The sequence below is a fragment of the Saccharopolyspora karakumensis genome (assembly GCF_004349225.1).
Classification (GTDB): Bacteria; Actinomycetota; Actinomycetes; order Mycobacteriales; family Pseudonocardiaceae; genus Saccharopolyspora; species Saccharopolyspora endophytica.
The window spans coordinates 1-14,086 of sequence record NZ_SMLA01000043.1 but is presented as its reverse complement, the minus strand read 5'-3'; the positions used below and the strand labels follow the sequence as shown (position 1 = coordinate 14,086).

Sequence of the window (14,086 nt, the reverse complement as noted above, 5' to 3'; positions counted from 1 at the left end):
ATGTCGGACACGACGGTACTGCCGGTGGGAAACGCGCGATAGTTCGCGAATGCGGCACAACGTCGAGGGGGTCTCGATCATCAGACCATCGACGCTCCGAGGACGACTGTTCCGGTGTCATCTCGGCTGCAATTGCTACCGAGCGTGTATACCGCCCACTCCGTCGAGTAGGTATTGGGCAGCGGTGTAGGTATTTCCTCATTGGGGTGGGATGAACCCCGGGTAAGAGCGCTGCATGCCAAGATCGTTCTACCGCAGCACCACGCGCAGGTGCGCACTGCGAAAGCGGCGGTACGTCGCCCCGAACCGCCGAGCATCCCGTGCGCCGAGATCGAGTGCATGGACCGGGTGGGAACGGTATCTCCGAAGCGGTCGCCGTGCCTGGCGGCGCGTTCGGAATTCAGGTTGGCCTCCACGATGGCTTCAGTGAGAAACGAAGTGAACCCAAGCTGGCACTGGTCGCCGGCGTCAGCTGGGGGAGGGGAAGGGCGACGTTTGGCGAGTGACTCCCATGGCCGCGGTTCGCACTGCTGGCCCCAGCCTGGCGACGTCGGCACGGGAGCTGTGCACGACGACTGACAGCGCGGCGTGCGCGTGTCCGTCGGATGCGAGAACGGGGGCGGCGACGGAGATGGTGCCGAGTGAGTACTCCTGGGCCGCTGCGGCGAAGCCGCGCTCCCGGATCTGCGCCAAAGTGCGACGCAGGACGCCGGGCGTGGTGATGGTGTGCGGCGTGTGACGCGGCAGGCCCTCGGAGATGATCTCCTCGGTGAGTTCGGGTGGAGCGAACGCGAGCAGGGCCTTGCCCATCCCGGTGGCGTGCAGCGGAAGCCTGTCGCCGGATCGCGACGGTGCCTCGACCGCGCGATGCCCGGTGATCTTGTGCAGGTAGACCGCGTGGTGGCCGTCGCGCACAGCCAGGTGAACGTTCTCGTGGGTGACTTCGTAGAGGTCTTCCATGAAGGGCTGGGCGACATCGGCAAGGTTGCGGCGGCCGGGAGCGCGCATGCCGATTTCGAAGAGCCGCAGTCCGATTCGATATCGATCTCCGCGGCGTTCCAGGCCGCCCCATTCGACGAGTTCGGCGAGGAGCCGGTGCGCGGTGGAGGGCGCCAGGCCAGTGCGGCGGCACAGCTGCGCCAGCGACAGGTCGATGTCGTCGGAGCCGAAGGCGTCGAGGACCGCAAGCACTCGGCTGGTGACCGTCCGTCCTGGTTCTCGGATCTGGCCTGGCACGATGACGCCCTCCTACCACCCGGCTAGGTCGACAACGCGGTCTCTGCCGCAGCGGGCACCGTGGTGAGATCTTCTCCCACGATGAGGTTTCCGGTGAACCCGCCGCGGCGCACGTCCTCTGCGAAGGCGTTCACGTCGTGCTCGGTCAGCGGTGCGGGTTCGAGGTGCGTCAGCACCAGGGTGGCCACGCCCGTGCGTTCGGCCATGGTTCCGAGGTGCACGGTGTCGGCGTGGTACTCGGCGATGTAGTCCTTGCCGCGCGCTCGCACGGCTTCGCTGCGGCAGGCTTCGTGCACGAGCACCTGAGCTCCGGCAGCCAGCCGTTCGACCTCAGGGCACACCCGGGTGTCGCCGCTGACGACGACCGCGCCGTCGGCCATGTCGAAGCGGTAGGCCACGGCGGCTTCGACCGGTTCGTGGCGCACGGCGACGGCCGAGATCTCCACGTCGCCGGAACGCCACACGACGGTGGGTTCGGCCGGGGCGTCGAAGGACCGGATGTCCAGCGGCGGCGGTGCGGGGCGTCGGGCGTGCAGTTGGCGGACCTCGATGTCGTCGGCCCAGATGTCGAGCACCCGGTGCGCGAACCGCGAGGTCGGACCTTCCGGTGCCAGCACCACCAGCGGATCGTTGCCGCCCTGCACCCAGCGGGTGAGGACGAGATCGGCCACGCCGACGAGGTGATCGGAGTGGTAGTGGGTCAGCGCGAGCAAGCCGATCTGCGGGCAGCGCACACCGAGCTCGGCCAGTCGCAGCACGGTGCCGCGTCCCGCGTCGACCTGCCCGGTCCACTCGCCGCAACGAAGCAGCGTGCCCGGTCCGGCGCGGCCGGGAACCGGGAGGGGAGTGCCGGTTCCGGTCAGCGTGACAGTCGCATCCATGTGCTGATCCTTCCTGGTGAACTTCTGCGGAAGCGCCATCGCGGCGTCCGCCACGGGATGCTCGTCCGGTTGCGGACGAAGGCGCTAGGCGCGCGTTCTGTTCAACGGAATGCCGGGGTGGGCTTCGTGGTCAGCGCGGTGTGAGGCTGTGCCTACTTCAATGATCCCCGTCACTTCGGTGGCGTGGACACCAGTGACGACGTGCACGCGTTCCCCCGCGACACGAGAACAGGCATGGCGATGGCTCCAATGATGAAGGCATCAGAAGCGTCGGCGACCGGCGACAGCCTGAACACCAAGAACATGCGGAGGATCCTTGCCTCCAGCTTCATCGGAAGTCTGATCGAGTACTACGATTTCCTGCTCTACGCGACGGCCGCAGCCCTGGTGTTCAACAAGGTCTTCTTCGCGGACGCAGGTCCCGGGTTCGCGGCCTTCGCCTCCTTCGGCACGCTCGCCGCCGGGTACGTCTCCCGGCCACTGGGCGGCGCGATCTTCGGCCACTTCGGCGACCGGTTCGGGCGCAAGAACGTTCTGGTCATCTCGATGCTGACCATGGGCGCCGCCACCTGCGTGATGGGCTTGTTGCCCGGCACGGCGGAGATCGGGGTGATCGCACCGGTCCTGCTGATCGTGCTGCGCGTGGTCCAGGGGATCGCGGTGGGAGGCGAATGGGGAGGGGCGATGCTGATCGCGCTGGAGCACGCTCCTGAACGCAAACGCGGATTCGCGGCCAGCTTCGCCAACATGGGTGCCCCGGCGGGAGCGGTGTTGGCCACGCTGGCGGTCAGCGCCGTCACCCTGCTGCCCGACGAGGACTTCCTTTCCTGGGGTTGGCGAATTCCGTTCCTGCTCAGCGCAGTGCTGGTCGTCATCGGACTGACGATCCGGCTCAAGGTCGCAGAAACTCCGCTCTTCCAGCAGCTCGAGGAAACTGCTGAGGAGAAGAAGATCCCGCTGCTGGAGGTGCTCGGTCGCAACCCGAAGAACCTCGTTCTCGGGATCGTCGCGGGGATCAGCATCTATTCGCTGGCCGGCATCGTGACCGTCTGGGCGGTGTCCTTCGCAGTGGAGGCAGGCGCCGATAAGACCGGTGTGCTCAACGCCAAGGCGGCTGCCGCCGCGGGGATGGTCGTGACCGTGATCCTCAGCGCCCGGCTCAGCGACAGGTACGGCCGCCGGTCGGTCATGCTGTTCGGAGTGATCAGCGCTGCGGTGTGCGCGTTCCCGATCTTGTGGTTGGTCGGCAGCGGCACCGTGTGGGGCTATGCCCTCGCTGTCGTGCTCGGGCAGGCGCTGCAGGGCATCATCTTCGGGCCGTTCGGTGCCTTCACCGCTGAGCTGTTCCCCACGCGGACGCGGTACACGGGAGCGTCACTGGCGTACCAGAGCGCCTCGACCTTCGGTGCCGGATTCACCCCGGCGATAGCGGCCGGGCTTCTGGCGGTCAGCGGCGGCAGCCTCGCTCTCCTCGGCGGTGCGTGGATCTGCGTCTTCGCCGCTTCGGCGGTGGCGATCGTGCTCACTCGCGAGGGCCGCGGCCGAGATCTGACGACCATCAGCTGACCCGGAGCTTGGTGAAGGCCGAAGGGCTGCTTCGCAGCCTGGTGCAGGTGCGAGCGCGGTCGATCGAGAGGCCGCTGCCTCGCAGCGCGGAACGGAGCGAAGCGGGTGGGCACTTGCCTGCGGAGGCGTCCGAGGATGGTCAAGAGCGAGCTGCTGCGGCGAGTTCTGCGGCTTTGTCGATCTCGACGCCGCGGTCCGCGACCCGGCCAACCCGGTTCGCATCGATCCTCGCTTCGACTACCGCGACGGGTTGCACTTCAACGACCCCGGTTATGCGGCGATGGCGCGGGCGGTGAATCTCGAGATGCTCCGCGACTGGACCGGAACGCCGCGGTCGCGGGGCCCGATCCGGTCGGGCCCCGCGACCGCGGGCGCCACGTTGTCGCACTTGCAGCACGGCGCGACACCGAGAACAACCGATGAGTTCCCGGGCGCAGCGGACTCGAACGACGAGAAACCGCGGACTTCTCGAGCGAACCGCGAAAATGCTTCGAGGCGACCGCAACGCTGCATGTCAAACCGAGGGAGATCGTTAAGCTCGTGTACTTCGTTGTGGCGGGTCCGCAACGGTGTTCCAGATGATGATCGAGGATTTGGTCAAACAGCCCGGCATTGCGATGTGGTTGATCTTGTCGGGTGTCTTCGCGGGCTGAGGACCTCGCGGGCTGGGATTCGGCGCTTGGTGAGGACGCGGCGGCCAGCCGGATGTGGGCGAGCGGCACACAACAGTCCGCTATGGCGTGAACCGTTTAGCCCGAAGTGGTGACACGGGCTCGCAGCGAGGCATTCGCCGTTGTCGGCTGGGAACCCAGTGGTCGTACGAAGCTCTGCACTGGCGTGTGCGTGACGAGGATGCGAGGGGCGCGGTGGACCTGATTCAGGAGACTCAGCGGTCGCTGTACGCAACGGTGGGCGCGACTGCGTGGATGGTGGGGGTGCTCCGCGATGCGCCCGGCTGGGTCGGGCATGCGTGGCGGGAACGCAATCAGGTTGTGCATCGGCTCAGCGGCGCTTACGAGGCCCTCTCGGAACGCGGGAAGGTCATTATGGGCGGGGCTCAGCAGGAGCTCGAAGTCGGCGCCCAGGAGCTGGACCAAGCCGCGCGCCGGATCCCCGGGGCTGCCGAGGCTGAGGGGGCGGTCGTGGGGGCTTTCATCGGTGAGGCAGACCTTCCGATTGCGCACTACGACAAACTCACGGCGGACGGGGTTGTTCACAAGTTGCCGGGATTGACCCAATTCGAACTGCGAAAGGTCCGCGGCTACGAAACGCGCAACCAGGCACGTGTGACGGTCATCGGGCGCATCGACAAGCTGTGCGAGGAGCAACCTTGGCCGGGATACGACGAGATGACGTTGGACGAGATCCTTCCGAAGGCGCGGGAGTTGCCCGCTGCGGCGCAGACGGACCTGGTCCATTACGAGCGCCGGCACAAGAACCGCCGGACGATCACCGACGCCTTCAGTCACGCCTGAAACGTTCTGAGGTCCCACTGGGCGAGATCGACGAGAGCCCCGTTCCTTCGGTGGCTTCCGAGTGAACGGGGGCATCCTACTTACCGAGCGCGGGGATGAGAAGGGTCGAAAGGCCCGGTCGGTGGGCGGGCTGTTGACTGCATGCTTGTGCTGGTCCTCGGGGTGAGGACCGCTTCCGCACCGCAGCAGCACAGCGAGGAGAACGCTGATGGCGCAGAGCGCAGAGATCGCCGGGCTGTCCGGCGAGGCCACGTTGCAGAACGTGGTGACCGGGCGCGGGGCGTTCGCCGCCGCGCCGTTGGCGTCGCTGATCCCGTCGCCGCGTCCGGCGGGCGAGGGCGTGCGGCTGGTCGTCAGCCGTGGACCCGACAAGGGTGTTGAGATCGTGCTCTCGCTGCCCGTGACCGTGATCGGGCGGCACCGCGATTGCGACATCGTGGTCGATGATGTGACGGCGTCCCGGTATCACGCCGAGTTGGAGGTGCAGAACGGCCGTTGCGTCCTGGTCGACGGTGGTTCGCTCAACGGCACTTTCGTCAACAGGCGCCCGGTGGAATGCGTGGAACTCGCCGAGGGTGACGAGATCTGGATCGGCACGGCCCGGTTCACCTTCCACGCCGGTCCAGCGGTGGACGCCCAGCGCTGACCCGACCGCCGGCGATCACGGTTGGTCACTGCAACCGGGTGGTCGTTTCATCGAGGTTTCAGTTCGGTCGAGCTCGATGATGATGTCCGCCATGTCGGGTTACGTTGCTCGGTATGACATCTGACGCGGACTCCTCAGGCGTCGCAGAACGCAGGCCGACGTGGGGCGCCAGGTTCAAGCAAGTCGGACCGGGCATCATGGCCGCGGCCACCGGAGTGGGGGCTGGTGACCTGGTGGCAACCCTGGTCGCGGGTTCTCGCTACGGGTATGCGCTGTTCTGGGCGGTGATCCTGGGCACCGTGTTCAAGCTGGCGCTCGGGGAGGCGGTCGGCCGTTGGCACCTGGCGTCCAATCGCACGATGCTCGCGGGCTGGCGGACGCTCGGGCGCTGGGCGGTCACCTACTTCGGCATCTACGCCGTGGTCTGGGGCTTCGTCTACGGGGCCACCGCGATGTCGGCTTCAGCGCTGCCGCTGAACGCACTGTTCCCGGTGCTGCCGGTCAGCGGCTGGGCGGTCATCTGCGGCCTGGCGGGTTTGGTGCTGGTCTGGTTCGGCCGCTACGCGGTGTTGGAAAAGCTCATGACGGTGCTGGTCGGCGTCATGTTCGTGACCGTGGTGGGCACCGCGATCCTGGTCGGCCCGAACCTGGTGGAACTCGGTGCGGGCCTGGTGCCGAGGCTGCCGGAAGGCTCCGTGGCCTACGCGTTGGGCCTGATGGGTGGCGTCGGGGGCACCATCACCATGGCCGCCTACGGGTACTGGACCTTCGCGAAGGGTTGGCGCGCGCCGGGTTGGATCCCGTTCATGCGGACCGACAACGCGGTCGGCTACCTCACCACCGGCATCTTCGTGGTGGCGATGCTGGTGGTCGGTGCGGAAATCCTGCTCGGTCACGACCTGACCGAAGGCGACAAAGGTCTGCTGACGCTCGGCGACAGGTTGGCCGCGGATTACGGGCAGTGGGCGCGCATCCCGTTCCTGGTCGGGTTCTTCGCGGTCGCCTTCAGCTCGATCATCGGGGTGTGGAACGGCGTGAGCCTGCTGTTCGCCGACTGGTGGCGCACCTGGCGGTTGCCGAAGGACGCTCCGCCGGAGACTTCGGACGACTACGATCACAAGGCCGGGATGCACAGCACGCCCTACCGGGTCTACCTGCTGTGGGTGACCTTCCCGCCGATGTTGTTGCTGCTGCTGGGCAAGCCGTTCCAGCTGACCATCGTCTACGGGGTGCTGGGCGCCTTCTTCATGCCATTCCTGGCGGGCACACTGCTGGTGCTGCTGAACTCGAAGACGTTGATGCCGGCGGCGCACCGGTCCCGGTGGTTGTCGAACGCGCTGCTGGGGCTCTGCCTGCTGCTGTTCGTCGGTGTCGCGGTCAACGAGATCATCCAACTGTTCGAGTAGCGCCTGCTGCATGTGCTCGTGCCGTCGCCTCCCCGCGTTGGAGGCGACGGCTTCCGCCGATCCAGTGAGCAAGTGAAGGCGCCTGAGGATTGAGCGGTGCGGATCGACTGCGTAGTTCAGAGTGGTCGCCGGTACCGGGCTGATCCTTTTTACAGCTCGTCGTTCAGGGGCAATACTGGCGAGGGGGGAGTACTTCCGCGGGTACTGCCGGTCAGCACGGACACGTCGGGTGTCCCCGGCAGGCCGCTCGGACAGCAGGGCGAAGGAGACCCCGAACCGCTACGCGCTGTTCGGGAGTTGCCATGCCCAGTCTTGTGATCGCGTCTGCTGATCCGTCGGTGGGTTCTGCCTGGATGTGGGCGATCAGCATCGCCGTCCTGTTAGTGCTGCTCGCCCTTGATTTCGCCATCACCCGCAAACCCCACGAGGTCCGACTCCGAGAAGCTCTCGGCTGGTCGGCGTTCTACATCGTCCTCCCTCTTCTGTTCGCTCTGATTCTGTGGGCCTGGTACGGCGGGACTCCGGCTCTGGAGTTCTTCACCGGGTACGTGGTCGAGAAATCCTTGTCGGTCGACAACTTGTTCGTCTTCATGATGCTGTTGGCCGGGTTCGCCGTCCCACCTGCGCTGCAGCAGCGCGTGCTGCTGTACGGCATCGTCGGGGCGCTGGTGCTGCGTGGGATCTTCATCGCCTTGGGCGCTGCTCTCCTGCAGGCGGGTACCTGGGCCTTCCTGCTGTTCGGCGCGATCTTGTTCGTCACGGCGGTCAAGATCCTGCGCGAGGCCCTGGCCGGGACCGCGTTCGACCGCGACGTCTCCCAGCTGAGGTCGGTGCGGTTCCTGCGACGGCTGATGCCTGTCACCGACGACTACCGCGGGCCGCGGATCACGGTGCGCGAGGCGGGACAGCGGGCGTTGACGCCGTTCGCCGTCGTGGTGGTGGCGGTGTTCGCCACCGATGTGGTGTTCGCCGTGGACTCGGTGCCCGCCGTCTACGGCATCACCGAGGACCCGTACCTGGTGTTCGCGACCAACGCCTTCGCTCTGCTCGGGCTGCGCGCCCTGTACTTCGTCCTGCACACCGCGCTGGCCAAGCTCACCCACCTCAACCACGGCTTGGCGATCATCCTCGGGTTCATCGGTCTCAAGCTGGTGCTGCACTGGGCGCACGGGGTGTGGCCCGCAGTCCCGGAGATCCCCACGCCGCTCTCGCTGGTCGTCATCGTGCTCGTCCTCGCGACCGTCACCGCGACCAGCCTCTACGCCCGCCGTTCTCAAGACGTCAAACCCGGGAGCTAACCATGCTCACCACGTCCGTGCTGGAGCTCATCGCCACCGGGATGGTGCTGACCGCGCTCGTGATCACCTGCGCGGTGCTGTCCTCCGCCCGGCCGCCGCGTGGACCGCACCACCACAGCTGACGACGCTGACACGGGGAGGCGTGTCCGACAACCGAAAAGGCCAACGCGGCGAGTGCGTTGATGCCTCGGCGCCCCCATGGCGTTCAGGTCTGCTCGGCACGACCTCGCGCCCTTCGTGCTTGGTGGTGCCGTCGAGCGCGACGATCGGGGAGGCCTCCCGGATGTGGGCGTCGACCAGGTCGACGCCCCTGACCGCCGCCGGGAGCGGCGACTGGGCTCTCTCAGTCGCTGTTGATCTTCTCCAGGCGCTGATACACCTTGTTGCGGGCGCCCAGGATGATCGATGCGAGCAGGGCGGCGAGCAACGAGCCCGCGAGGACCGCGGTCTTGACGTGGTCGGTGCGGGGGTCGCCGGTGTCGAAGGCGAGTTCGCCGATCAGCAACGAGACGGTGAAGCCGATTCCGGCGAGCAGGGCGACGCCGGCGAGGTCCCACCACGACATGCCGGGGTCCAGGCTTGCGCGGGTGAACTTGGCCAGGAGGAACGTCGACCCGAAGATGCCGATGAGCTTGCCCAGGACGAGCCCGGCGACCACGCCGAGAGCGACCGGGTCGGTGACGGCGGAGGCGAGGCGGTCGCCGCTGAGCGATACCCCTGCGGCGAACAGGGCGAACAGCGGGACAGCGATCCCGGCGGAGACTGGCCGCCACTTGTGCTCGAGGCGCTCGGCGATGCCCGTCGGTTCGTTGCCACGGGCCAGGACGGGGACGGTGAATCCGAGCAGGACTCCGGCGATGGTTGCGTGGACGCCGGAGGCGTGAACGAAGAACCACGCCAGCAGCCCCAGTGGTACCAGGGCCCACCACCAGGTCTTGCGCAGTTGGACCAGCAGCCCGAACAGGGCGAGGGGCACCAGCGCGGCCGCGAGCATTCCCGGGTGGAAGCTGTCGGTGTAGAACAGCGCGATGACGGTGATCGCCAGCAGGTCGTCGACCACGGCCAGGGTGAGCAGAAAAGCACGCAACGAGGTCGGCAGGTGTGAGGAGAGCACTGCCAGTACTGCGAGCGCGAAGGCGATGTCGGTGGCCGTGGGGATGGCCCAGCCGCGCAGCGCTGCTCCGTCCGTGCCGATGGTGAGGGCGAGGAAGACCAGCGCCGGTGCGATCATTCCGCATACCGCTGCCACGATCGGCACAGCGGCAGTCCGGGGGTTGCGCAACTCGCCCGAGACGAATTCGCGTTTGAGCTCCAAGCCGATGACGAAGAAGAAGATCGCCAGGAGTCCGTCCGAGGCCCAGTGCGCGATGTCCAGGTCGAGACCCAGGGCGGCGCCACCGGGCCACGGGACGAAGGACCGAGCTGCTTCGTAGGTGTCGTGCCAGGGCGTGTTGGCCCAGATCAAGGCGATCCCCGCGGCGAGCAAGAGGAGGCTGCCGCCTACCGTCTCCGTCCGCAGTACCTGCGCCAGGGTGCGGGCCTCGGGGCCCGAGATGCGGGCGAGCAATGTGCGAGTGGACGTGCGCTCGGCGTTCATGAGTAACCCAACTGATCGGCGTCCTTCGTTGACCTCGCCGACCAGACTTCCCGGCACACCTGTCGTGAAATTCTACGTGAACCGTCCCGTATCCGTCTGGTGCCCTTCGGGCGCCCACCGGCGGGCCGCGACGAGGACCGAACCACAATTGCGGTACTTCCTGCCGTGCTGGTGTTGTCACCGTGGGCCTTGTTGCCCCGGGTACCACCAGTTCGGAGGTGTTTCTGTGGTTTTCGGGCCGGGTGCGGCTCCGGGCAGGGCAGCGGGCAGGCCGCGTTCGGCAGCGGCGCGGTTGATGTCCGACGGAGCGATGATCCCGACCAAAGCTCTGCCGGACAGGACCAGGATGTGCCCGTCAGTGGTCGCGCTGAGGCGGGCCAGCAGCGCTGAGAGCGGCTCGTCGGGTCGGGCGGTGGGAACTCGTTCCATCGGGGCCGCGACCTCGCGCAGCGTCGTCGTCGAACGCTCGGCCTCAGGGACTGCGCGCAACCGGCGAAGGCTGATCACCCCTTCGACCGCTCCCGAGGGGGCCAAGATCGGCATCTCGTGGTGCCGTGGCGGTGCCGATCCGCTCAGGACCCCTTCCACGGTCGAGTGCCCGGAGGCGGTTTCGACCGGGCGGGACATGACCTCGCCGACGAGCGTGCCGGCCAACGCTGAAGCGAGGCGGGCCTGGTGTGTTTCCGCGCCGGCCATGGCCAGCAGGAACAGGCCGAGGAGGATGGTCCACAGTCCCTCAGTTGATTGCCGAACCAGCTGGACGACGCCGCCGAGCACCAGCAGGCCACCCAGCCCGAGCCCAGCGCGTGCCGACCACAGTGCGGCTTGATACCGGTCACCACGCCACCACCACAGCACCGCCCGCAGCACCCGGCCACCGTCCAGGGGCGCTGCAGGAAGGAGGTTGAACACCGCCAACACGAGGTTCAGCAGCGCCAGGTAGCCCAGGACCGCCACGACCAGCACGTGAGCATCTACGAGGTGCACCAGCCACCCCAGCAGGCCGAACACCGAGGCCAGCGCACCGCTGGTCATCGGCCCGATCCCGGCGATGCGCAAGTCCGCGCCTGGTGTGCGTGCCTCGCCGCGCAGCTGTGCGACTCCGCCCAGCAGCCAGAGGGTGATGCCGTCGACGTCCACGGCGTTCCTGCGGGCGACGAGCGCGTGCGCGAGTTCGTGGGTCAGCAGAGAGCCCAGCAGGAGCGTGGCGGCGGCCAACCCCGCGAGGGTGTAGCCGATTGGTGAATGTCCGGGGAAGGCCGCGGGGAGTTGAACGGAGGCGAGACCGAACGCGACCAGCGCGACGATGCCCGCCACGCTCCAGTGCAGTCCTACTCGCACCCCGGCGATGCGCCCCAAGGGGATCGTTGCGTTCATGGCTGCGCTCCGAACCAAGCTGCCGCCCGGTCTGAGTCCCAGTGTGCCCGACTGCGAGCCGGAGGTGGCAGTGCGTCATCCGCTTGGGGTCAGCGGGTGCGCGGGCCAGTCCAGCAGCCGTGCCCCGAGCACGGCGGCCTCCAGCGTGAAGCGCTGGCCGGGATCGGTAGCCGAGTAGCCGGTCAGCTTGCTGACGCGCTCAAGTCGGTAGACCACCGCACGAGTGCTCAAGTGCAGTGCTCGGGCAGCGCCGGGGACGGTGCCGTGCGAGAAGTAGGCATCGAGCGTTTCGACCAGGGGTGCAGCACCGCCTCGGGTGTTGTGCAGTGGCCCGAGGACCGTGGCGATGAGATCGCTCATGGCGGCCCGATCCCGGAGCAGGACTTCGAAGACGAGGAAGTCCGTCGCCTCGACCACGCGGTCGGCGTGGCCCAATCGCTCTGCGAGGTCGATGCTCCGGCATGCCTCGCCGAACGAACGCAGCACGCCTCGCGGGCCGCGGTGGGCCCGTCCCACGCCCACTCGGCAATTCCGAGGGCCGGTCGAGGTGACCTGCTGCGCGAACTCGGTGGAGGCTTCGGGCAGCGAACTGGGAGCGACGCAGACCAGGCGTTCGTCCTTGGTGATGATCAGGAGGTCGTGCTCTCGGAAGCGATTGGTCATGGTTGCACTGACCGTTCGACTCGCAGGTGTCGCTTCGCCGAACGGCTCATCGGCTTTCGCGACGGTGACGATGTGCGCCTCCGCGAGGCGCAGGCCGAAGTGTTGAGCGCGTTCGGCGAGCCGGCCGAGATCGCTGCGTTCGGAGAACAAGTCGTCGATGAACTCACGGCGGCCGGCTTCTTCCTGTCGCAGGGCGATGTGGTGGGCGGTGTCGTAGCCCTCCGCGAGCGCGACGACGGCGTCCGAGGCAGCTTGGAAACATGCTTCGACGAGAACGGTGGCGGCAGCGGTTCCGGGCGTGGCCAGCTCTCTCCAGACCATCCGCGTGCCGCCGAGGTAAAGATCGAGCAGCGATCGGAGAGCAACTCCATGCTCGGCCGCCTGCCTCCCTGCCTCGCGGCGGCTGGCCAGCTCGTCGCCGGTGAGCCGGCGTCCGCTGCTCAGGACGGCGGCGAGCATCTCCGGATAGCCATCGAGATACCGCGTGGACACCCCGGCCATCTGGCCGGCCGATTCGGTGATCGGGGAAAGGTCCGGGCCTTGATCCCGTGCTTCGGTGTCCACGTTTTCCTCCAACACGTTGCAGGAGCCCTGCAATGAAGCACCGCAGATAGTCGTCAGAGGACACCATTGTGTGCGGAAACGTGCAGTGTCAGCATTTTGACTGATGCACTACAAGCACCCCGAGAACTGAGTTCGACAGGGGGCAGAGTGGCGAATGGGGTGATCATGACCGCCGTACCGGAAACCGATCGGAACGGGTCGGAGCGATCGGGCAATGGTTCCACAATTCGTCTCATCTGTGATGGCTGCGGCAGGGCCCGGAGCGACGTGATGGTGCACGGCGATGTGTGGCCGGGCATCTGGCGGCGCAGCTATCGAGACGGTTGGCGCGGTACCGCCTGGTCGTTCGGCCCGCACTACTGCAGCGATTGCAGCGGTCGCCACCAGCGTTGAAACGGGCTGCATCGGAGGCGCGCCATGCTGAGCCGGGACGAACGACGACGATTGAGGGAGATCGAAGACTGGTTCGTCTCCGACGATCCCGCGTTCGCCGAAAGGGTGGCCACCGGGCCGATGCCCTCGTCCACGCAGCAGCGCTTCCTGAGAACATTGATCGCGACCGGCATCGTGATCGTGGTCTTCGGCATCGTCCTGGCCGTTCCAGCATTGGTTTTCCTCGGACTTGCCTGCACGCTCGGCGGAACCGCGCTCAGCGTGTTGCGGCGGCAAGACGAGTCCCGTGACGACCACGAGCGAGACCAGTAGCTGCTCACTGCCGGCAAGATCGGCGTGTGCTGGAGAGCCAACACAAGACTCGGGGGCGGTGGCGTTGCTGAGCGCCGTACTGGTTTCCGCAGGGCAGATCCTGTGGGAGCCCTCATCTTCTGTTCTTGTTCTGCTTCCCAGGCACCAACCCGGGTTGGCCACCGGCGAGCAGGAGCGTTCGCTTCGGTGGACACCCGAGGTGTCGTAACGGCGGTGCTCACGGATCCCCGGTTGGGGCGGCCGGTACGAGAATGACGGTGTCTGACCGGCGTGCAGCGGACACAGAAAGGCGGTGAGCGGGGTGAACCCGTTCGATGATCCCGATGCCACACTTCTGGTGCTGGTCAACGACGAGGGGCAGCACTCGCTGTGGCCCGCGTTCGCCGATGTGCCCGACGGGTGGCGCGTCGCTCACGACCAGGACACGCGCGCGGCCTGCATGGCCTACGTCGAGGAGAACTGGACGGACCTGCGTCCCGCGAGCTTGATCGAGGCCATGGGCGGCTGACCGGCCCACCGCGCGATTCGCGCGGGCACCGCCCTGATTCCTGGACCGATGAAGGAGATCCCGTTGTGACGCAGTCCCTCCCTCCCTGCGAGGACGGCATTTTCGCGTGCGGCGGGAGCCACCCGAAAAGTGATCCCGCAGCGGGGAGAACCCTGAGTCCCGCC

12 protein-coding genes are annotated in these 14,086 nt (G+C 67.2%); 7 read left to right on the top strand and 5 right to left on the bottom strand.

Annotated features, from left to right (window positions below):
- Positions 1 to 468 precede the first annotated feature (468 nt).
- Both E1202_RS22950 and E1202_RS22945 read right to left on the bottom strand, forming a co-directional pair.
- A complete protein-coding gene (locus E1202_RS22950; RefSeq protein ID WP_132685203.1) occupies positions 469 to 1,236 on the bottom strand; it encodes an IclR family transcriptional regulator in 768 nt (255 codons plus the stop codon).
- A 23-nt stretch (positions 1,237 to 1,259) separates the two neighbouring features.
- The gene (locus tag E1202_RS22945) at positions 1,260 to 2,117 is read right to left on the bottom strand and encodes an MBL fold metallo-hydrolase (protein WP_165943950.1); all 858 of its coding nucleotides are present in this window, start codon (positions 2,115 to 2,117) and stop codon (positions 1,260 to 1,262) included.
- Between the two features lie 183 nt (positions 2,118 to 2,300).
- Between E1202_RS22945 and E1202_RS22940 the strand changes: the two genes are divergently transcribed.
- The 5 genes from E1202_RS22940 to E1202_RS22920 all read left to right on the top strand — a co-directional run bounded on the left by E1202_RS22940 (position 2,301) and on the right by E1202_RS22920 (position 8,508).
- A complete protein-coding gene (locus E1202_RS22940) occupies positions 2,301 to 3,683 on the top strand; it encodes an MFS transporter (protein WP_235878899.1) in 1,383 nt (460 codons plus the stop codon).
- A gap of 866 nt (positions 3,684 to 4,549) precedes the next feature.
- A complete protein-coding gene (locus tag E1202_RS22935) occupies positions 4,550 to 5,158 on the top strand; it encodes a hypothetical protein (RefSeq protein WP_132685201.1) in 609 nt (202 codons plus the stop codon).
- 208 nt (positions 5,159 to 5,366) lie between these two features.
- A complete protein-coding gene (locus E1202_RS22930; RefSeq protein ID WP_132685200.1) occupies positions 5,367 to 5,804 on the top strand; it encodes an FHA domain-containing protein in 438 nt (145 codons plus the stop codon).
- A gap of 113 nt (positions 5,805 to 5,917) precedes the next feature.
- Positions 5,918 to 7,210: an Nramp family divalent metal transporter gene (locus E1202_RS22925; protein ID WP_132685199.1), complete on the top strand. Its 1,293-nt coding sequence runs from the start codon at positions 5,918 to 5,920 to the stop codon at positions 7,208 to 7,210.
- Between the two features lie 302 nt (positions 7,211 to 7,512).
- On the top strand, positions 7,513 to 8,508 hold the full coding sequence (locus tag E1202_RS22920; RefSeq protein WP_132685198.1) for a TerC/Alx family metal homeostasis membrane protein: 996 nt from the start codon (positions 7,513 to 7,515) through the stop codon (positions 8,506 to 8,508).
- Between the two features lie 343 nt (positions 8,509 to 8,851).
- Here the strand turns inward: E1202_RS22920 and nhaA are convergent, their stop codons facing one another.
- The 3 genes from nhaA to E1202_RS22905 form a co-directional block, all read right to left on the bottom strand.
- Positions 8,852 to 10,075: a Na+/H+ antiporter NhaA gene (gene nhaA, locus E1202_RS22915; RefSeq protein WP_235878912.1), complete on the bottom strand. Its 1,224-nt coding sequence runs from the start codon at positions 10,073 to 10,075 to the stop codon at positions 8,852 to 8,854.
- Between the two features lie 207 nt (positions 10,076 to 10,282).
- Complete coding sequence (locus E1202_RS22910; RefSeq protein WP_132685196.1) at positions 10,283 to 11,482, bottom strand: site-2 protease family protein; 1,200 nt, start codon at positions 11,480 to 11,482, stop codon at positions 10,283 to 10,285.
- Between the two features lie 75 nt (positions 11,483 to 11,557).
- Entirely contained in the window at positions 11,558 to 12,709 is a 1,152-nt protein-coding gene (locus E1202_RS22905; protein WP_235878897.1) for a PucR family transcriptional regulator, read from the bottom strand.
- A gap of 417 nt (positions 12,710 to 13,126) precedes the next feature.
- Between E1202_RS22905 and E1202_RS22900 the strand changes: the two genes are divergently transcribed.
- Both E1202_RS22900 and E1202_RS22895 read left to right on the top strand, forming a co-directional pair.
- On the top strand, positions 13,127 to 13,414 hold the full coding sequence (locus E1202_RS22900; RefSeq protein ID WP_132685195.1) for a DUF3040 domain-containing protein: 288 nt from the start codon (positions 13,127 to 13,129) through the stop codon (positions 13,412 to 13,414).
- A 301-nt stretch (positions 13,415 to 13,715) separates the two neighbouring features.
- Complete coding sequence (locus E1202_RS22895; protein ID WP_132685194.1) at positions 13,716 to 13,922, top strand: MbtH family protein; 207 nt, start codon at positions 13,716 to 13,718, stop codon at positions 13,920 to 13,922.
- Positions 13,923 to 14,086: the final 164 nt, after the last annotated feature.

What these genes read in the sequence shown, in the direction of transcription:
- E1202_RS22945 (WP_165943950.1), bottom strand. Translation starts at nt 2,117, where the DNA reads ATGGATGCGACTGTCACGCTGACCGGAACCGGCACTCCCCTCCCGGTT.
- E1202_RS22930 (WP_132685200.1), top strand. Translation starts at nt 5,367, where the DNA reads ATGGCGCAGAGCGCAGAGATCGCCGGGCTGTCCGGCGAGGCCACGTTG.
- E1202_RS22925 (WP_132685199.1), top strand. Translation starts at nt 5,918, where the DNA reads ATGACATCTGACGCGGACTCCTCAGGCGTCGCAGAACGCAGGCCGACG.
- E1202_RS22920 (WP_132685198.1), top strand. Translation starts at nt 7,513, where the DNA reads ATGCCCAGTCTTGTGATCGCGTCTGCTGATCCGTCGGTGGGTTCTGCC.
- E1202_RS22910 (WP_132685196.1), bottom strand. Translation starts at nt 11,482, where the DNA reads ATGAACGCAACGATCCCCTTGGGGCGCATCGCCGGGGTGCGAGTAGGA.
- E1202_RS22900 (WP_132685195.1), top strand. Translation starts at nt 13,127, where the DNA reads ATGCTGAGCCGGGACGAACGACGACGATTGAGGGAGATCGAAGACTGG.